The organism is Chitinophaga sp. (genome assembly GCF_035564935.1).
In the GTDB taxonomy this organism is placed as follows: Bacteria; Bacteroidota; Bacteroidia; order Chitinophagales; family Chitinophagaceae; genus Chitinophaga.
The window spans coordinates 1-4715 of record NZ_DATMTE010001072.1 but is presented as its reverse complement, the minus strand read 5'-3'; the positions used below and the strand labels follow the sequence as shown (position 1 = coordinate 4715).

General features: G+C 46.5%; 6 protein-coding genes. 2 read left to right on the top strand and 4 right to left on the bottom strand.

From position 1 onward, the window contains the following. Window positions 1–203: 203 nt before the first annotated feature. Both yidC and VN105_RS27705 read left to right on the top strand, forming a co-directional pair. Window positions 204–2054, top strand: a complete 1851-nt coding sequence (yidC, locus tag VN105_RS27710; RefSeq protein ID WP_325646381.1) for a membrane protein insertase YidC — start codon at window positions 204–206, stop codon at window positions 2052–2054. An 83-nt stretch (window positions 2055–2137) separates the two neighbouring features. Continuing rightward, on the top strand, window positions 2138–3073 hold the full coding sequence (locus VN105_RS27705; protein WP_325646379.1) for a M20/M25/M40 family metallo-hydrolase: 936 nt from the start codon (window positions 2138–2140) through the stop codon (window positions 3071–3073). On the opposite strand, the gene VN105_RS27700 is transcribed toward VN105_RS27705, so the two are convergent. The 4 genes from VN105_RS27700 to VN105_RS27685 are packed head-to-tail and all read right to left on the bottom strand — an operon-like array spanning window position 3070 to window position 4690. After that, complete coding sequence (locus VN105_RS27700; RefSeq protein ID WP_325646377.1) at window positions 3070–3690, bottom strand: SprT-like domain-containing protein; 621 nt, start codon at window positions 3688–3690, stop codon at window positions 3070–3072. The genes VN105_RS27705 and VN105_RS27700 overlap by 4 nt on opposite strands. 5 nt (window positions 3691–3695) lie before the next feature. Beyond that, entirely contained in the window at window positions 3696–4082 is a 387-nt protein-coding gene (locus VN105_RS27695) for a hypothetical protein (protein WP_142683454.1), read from the bottom strand. Then, a complete protein-coding gene (locus VN105_RS27690) occupies window positions 4075–4299 on the bottom strand; it encodes an AtpZ/AtpI family protein (protein WP_142683453.1) in 225 nt (74 codons plus the stop codon). The genes VN105_RS27695 and VN105_RS27690 overlap by 8 nt, the downstream gene beginning before the upstream one ends. Continuing rightward, complete coding sequence (locus VN105_RS27685; protein ID WP_325646374.1) at window positions 4268–4690, bottom strand: polymer-forming cytoskeletal protein; 423 nt, start codon at window positions 4688–4690, stop codon at window positions 4268–4270. The genes VN105_RS27690 and VN105_RS27685 overlap by 32 nt, the downstream gene beginning before the upstream one ends. Between the last annotated feature and the right edge of the window lie 25 nt (window positions 4691–4715).

The following is a 4715-nucleotide window of genomic DNA, read 5'->3' as shown; positions in this document are numbered from 1 at the left end:
CAGTATAATCAGCGTAATCCTGAGTCAGACAACATCCGCTGCAATCGCCGAAGGCGATCATCTCCGCTCTGATCCTCAATATAATACGCATTCTCTTTACTTTTCTATTATTTTAACCGCATTTAACAGGGGTTTCACCTAAAAAGCATGGTCATTTCATAAAATCCTGCTTACCTTTGCTGCCTAAATTTTAATTGCATTTCATGGATAGAAATTCGGTCATTGGGTTTTTACTGTTGGGCGTTTTGCTGGTAGGATACATATTCTTTAACCAGAAGCAACAGGCAGGAGCCGCAAAGGAAAAAGCCAGGCAAGATTCCATCGCAGAGCTTAACAAGCCTAAAACACCTTTAGCTGATACTGTGAGCATGGCTGCAGCCGCCACAGGAGGCCAGCTGGATTCAGCCCACCAGGCGCTGTTAAACGGTGAGTTTGGCGCATTTGCCGCTGCCGCTACCGGCAATGTGCAGAATACAGTGCTGGAAAACGATGTGGTAAAGATCACTTTTTCCAATAAAGGTGGCCAACCGGCAAGTGTACAACTGAAACAATACAAAACTTACGATGGTGGTCCGCTGATGTTGCTGGAAGGTTCCTTTAACCGTCTTTCGGTAGAAGTGCCTGCCAGCTTAACAAAGATGCTGAACAGCGCGGATCTGTTCTTCACCGCCGGCCAGCCCCGGGAAGGCGCAGGAGGTGTGAAAACAATTGCTTACCGTCTTAATACCAGCAATCCCGCTTCTTACCTGGAATTTATCTATTCCCTGAAACCAGGCAGCTACGTGGTGGATTATACCATCCACGCAGTTGGTTTACAAACCCTGCTGCCAGGTAACCAGAATTACCTGAGCCTCCAGTGGAATACCCAGGAAGATAAACAGGAGCATGATATGGAAAACGAGCGCCTGAACAACCAGGTGCACTATATGTTGGAAAATGACAAGCATGATTACTTTACCCTTAACCGTACCAGTCATGAAAAACTGGAAAACAAACTGAAATGGGTAAGTGTAAAACAGCAGTTCTTCAATACCACGCTGATTGCTAAAAAGGAACTTTTCAATAATGTGGATGTAAACACGAAAGTTCCTGTAAGTCCTAATATTGTAGGACAAACCTTCAGCACCATACAGATTCCGTACAACCGCACCAATGATTTCTCCTTCCCGGTGGAAATCTACTATGGTCCCAATCATTATAAAACGCTGAAGTCCTTCGATATCGGTCTGCAAAAGATCATCCCGCTGGGTACCGGTATCTTTGCTTTTGTGAAGTATGTAAACATCTTTATTATTATCCCGGTGTTTAACTTCCTGAGCGGGTTTATCAGTAACTATGGTATCATCATCATCATGCTCACCGTTTTCATCCGCCTGCTGATAGCACCTTTCACTTACCAGAGCTATGTTTCCCAGGCGAAAATGAAAGTGCTGAAACCTGAAATTGATGAACTGAAAGCAAAATATGGCGATGACCAGCAGGCATTCGGTGTGGAGCAGATGAAACTGTTCAAGAGCGCTGGCGTAAACCCGCTGGGCGGATGTTTACCTGCAGTGCTGCAGCTGCCTATCCTGGTAGCGATGTACAGCTTCTTCCCGTCTTCCATTGAGCTGCGCCAGGAAAGCTTCCTGTGGGCAAAGGATCTGTCTACCTACGATTCTATCCTGAACCTCGGTTTCAACATACCATTCTATGGCAATCACGTGAGCCTGTTCACCATTCTCATGACCATCACCAGTTTGATCCTGGCTTTCTACAACCGTGGAATGACCGATCAGAGCAACCCGGTGATGAAGTACATGCCTTATGTAATGCCGGTAATGTTGCTGGGTATCTTTAACCGTCTTGCAGCGGCGCTTACCTTCTACTATTTCCTGTCTAACGTGATCAGTATCCTGTTACAGTTCGTGATCCAGAAGTTTATCATTAACCATGATAAGATCCACGCACAGATCCAGGAAAATAAGAAGAAACCAAAAACCAAATCCAAATGGCAGGAAAAACTGGAAGAAGTCCAGAAACGCCAGCAGGAAATACAACAGAAGAAAAAGTAGGATTAATACAATTTGAACATTTCAATAATATTTTTTCGCAGAAGGCTTCCCCTTAAGGAAGCCTTCTCTATTTTTGGGCGGATATGATAAAGAGATGGATTTTATTGATGTGCGCTGCCGGTTCAATCACGGCCGCACAGGCACAGGAGGATACTATTCCTGATGCTGCGCGTATACAGGGAATAGTGAACTACCTGGCTGCTGATAAACTAAAAGGCAGGGGTACCGCGGAAAAAGGCGGTCGAACTGCCAGCCGTTATGTGGCTAAACAGTTTAAAAAACTGGGCCTGCAGCCCGTAAATGGCAACAGTTTCTTCCAGGATTTTACATTCGACAGGAAAGCGCATAAAAACATTCCCAGCCGGAATGTGATCGGGTACCTGGATAACGGCGCCGCACGTACGATTATCATTGGCGCCCACTACGATCACCTGGGAACGGCCGCACTATTCGATGGTAAATACCCCATCGGCGAAATCCACAACGGTGCAGATGATAATGCTTCCGGCGTGGCCGGCCTGCTGGAACTGGCCAGGCATTATGTGAAGAACCACAACAAAGAACCGTTTAACTTTCTCTTTATTGCTTTCGGCGGGGAAGAGCTGGGGCTGCAGGGATCAAAGTATTACACGGCACACCCGCTGATGCCGCTGGACAAGATGCACTTCATGCTCAATATGGATATGATAGGACGTTATAACCCCGAAAGAGGAATTGGTATTGGAGGCTATGGCAGTGCAGAAGAATGGCCTGCCGTATTTAAGGAAGTACAGCAACCCGGTATTAAGTTTTTCACAGATGCAGCAGGGAAAGGCGCTTCCGATCATCATAATTTCTATGTAAATGGGGTGCCGGTGCTATTTTTTCATACAGGTGGGCACAACGACTATCACAAGCCAACCGATGATGCGCCTAAACTGCAGGCCGGTGCGGAAGCGGGTATCCTGCAACTGGAAATTCAGCTGATCAACCGTGCAATGGCTTACCCGGTGTTGCATTATGTAGGGGAGAAGAACTAGGCTACAAGCTCCACTTCGTATACAGGACTGAAAAGGAACCATTTTTTAGACGCTACCTCTTCACAGCGGTAGCGTTTTCTTATTTTTTCGCCCCTGCGGAACACGCGTCCGTCTTTGGTTTTAAACAGGCCATGTAACGGTACCTGCTCTACGAAGAAATGATTTTCCTTTTGGCTGTCGTAGTTTTTCAGCACCCGCATCAGGTTTTCATCTGCGCAGGAGCTGGCGGCAGGATTAGCCATACTCTGGCGCACGGCGGCTTCTATATCGGGAGGCAGCAGGTTCTTACCCACAAAATCGCGCAGGATAAATGAGAACTCCTGTTTCCATTCCTTCCCATGCGAGGCCACCCGGTTGGCATATTTATTAAAAGTAGTGAGATGTGCAATTTCGTGCAGCAGGGTAAGGAGGAAGGCATATTTATTCAGGGAACCGTTCACGCTGATGCGGTGGCCTTTACCCTGCCCATCGGGGTGCCGGTAATCGCCAAGTATGCTGGACCGCTCCCGTGTAACAGTCAGGTGTACCTTATAGGTAGTGAGAAAATCCATTACCTGTCCGAAAGTACCTTCAGGTAAGTAGGACGCTAATGCATTTAAAGGCGCCTCTTTTTTCAAATAGATTACTTTTTTAGCCTCGTCAGCCGGAAAAGGCTGATTGTTTCAAATACAGTATACACCAGGTACAGGAACAACAGCATGAAAATAGTCAGCTTGCTTACATTGGGCTTATAAATAAGCACGTAAACAGCGATGCCTATAACACAAAGAAAAAGTTTGCTGAGGGTAGCGCCATAAACAGCCCTGATAAAGGCGTTATGGTTGGAAGAAGCGAGTCCCCGGCGGCTCATCAGATAAGACACCAGGGATATAACAGCCATGATCAGGTTACCGGCCATCAGCACATTCACATGCGTACCGAGGTCCAGCAACCTGGGTTTGAATATGATAACAAGTCCGTTTAAAATTCCAAAAACTGCGAATAACCGTATAAAAAATCTATCACTCATTCCGTCGGGTGTCTTTTATAATTTGCCACAAAAGTATGGCTAATGCAACTAAAGAAAAAATGATCAGGAAAACCGGGAACCGCCAGCCTATCCAGTGGTCCAGTTTATATCCTGCAAATACACCCAAACCCAGCGTGGTCATCATCTGGAAGGCCAGGCCGGCGTAACGTAACAGCGGATTGCGGTTATTCTGCTTCCTGGAGGACGGTTTTTCCATGTTTCTGATTATCAGCCGGTTGCTGATCGTCCATGTAGCAACGGCCATTGAACTTAGCAGTAGGCTCCATTTCGAAATGAGCGGTATATACATCACCCTTTACCAGGGCATTCCCTTTCAGGAACAGCAATTCATCTACCTTGATGATACCTGTTACCCGGCCCAGGATATCTGCACTCTGGCATACCAGGTCGCCGGTGATTTCCCCTTCAGGCCCTACCACTATTTTAGCTTTTGTAGATACCAGCCCGTTTACCTGGCCGTCAATTCTGATGTCGCCTTCACACACAATATCACCCTGGATAGATGTACCATTGCCTATAATGTTGACAGTGGATGTAGGCAGCATGGCCTTGTTGTCGCCTTTCGATTTCTGATTGTTATTAAACATAGGGAGTCAGGTTTTTCAAGTTTAG

Excerpts from the sequence above, each read along its gene's own strand:
- VN105_RS27690 (WP_142683453.1), bottom strand. The coding sequence starts at position 4,299 with ATGGAAAAACCGTCCTCCAGGAAGCAGAATAACCGCAATCCGCTGTTA.
- yidC (WP_325646381.1), top strand. The coding sequence starts at position 204 with ATGGATAGAAATTCGGTCATTGGGTTTTTACTGTTGGGCGTTTTGCTG.
- VN105_RS27705 (WP_325646379.1), top strand. The coding sequence starts at position 2,138 with ATGATAAAGAGATGGATTTTATTGATGTGCGCTGCCGGTTCAATCACG.
- VN105_RS27685 (WP_325646374.1), bottom strand. The coding sequence starts at position 4,690 with ATGTTTAATAACAATCAGAAATCGAAAGGCGACAACAAGGCCATGCTG.
- VN105_RS27695 (WP_142683454.1), bottom strand. The coding sequence starts at position 4,082 with ATGAGTGATAGATTTTTTATACGGTTATTCGCAGTTTTTGGAATTTTA.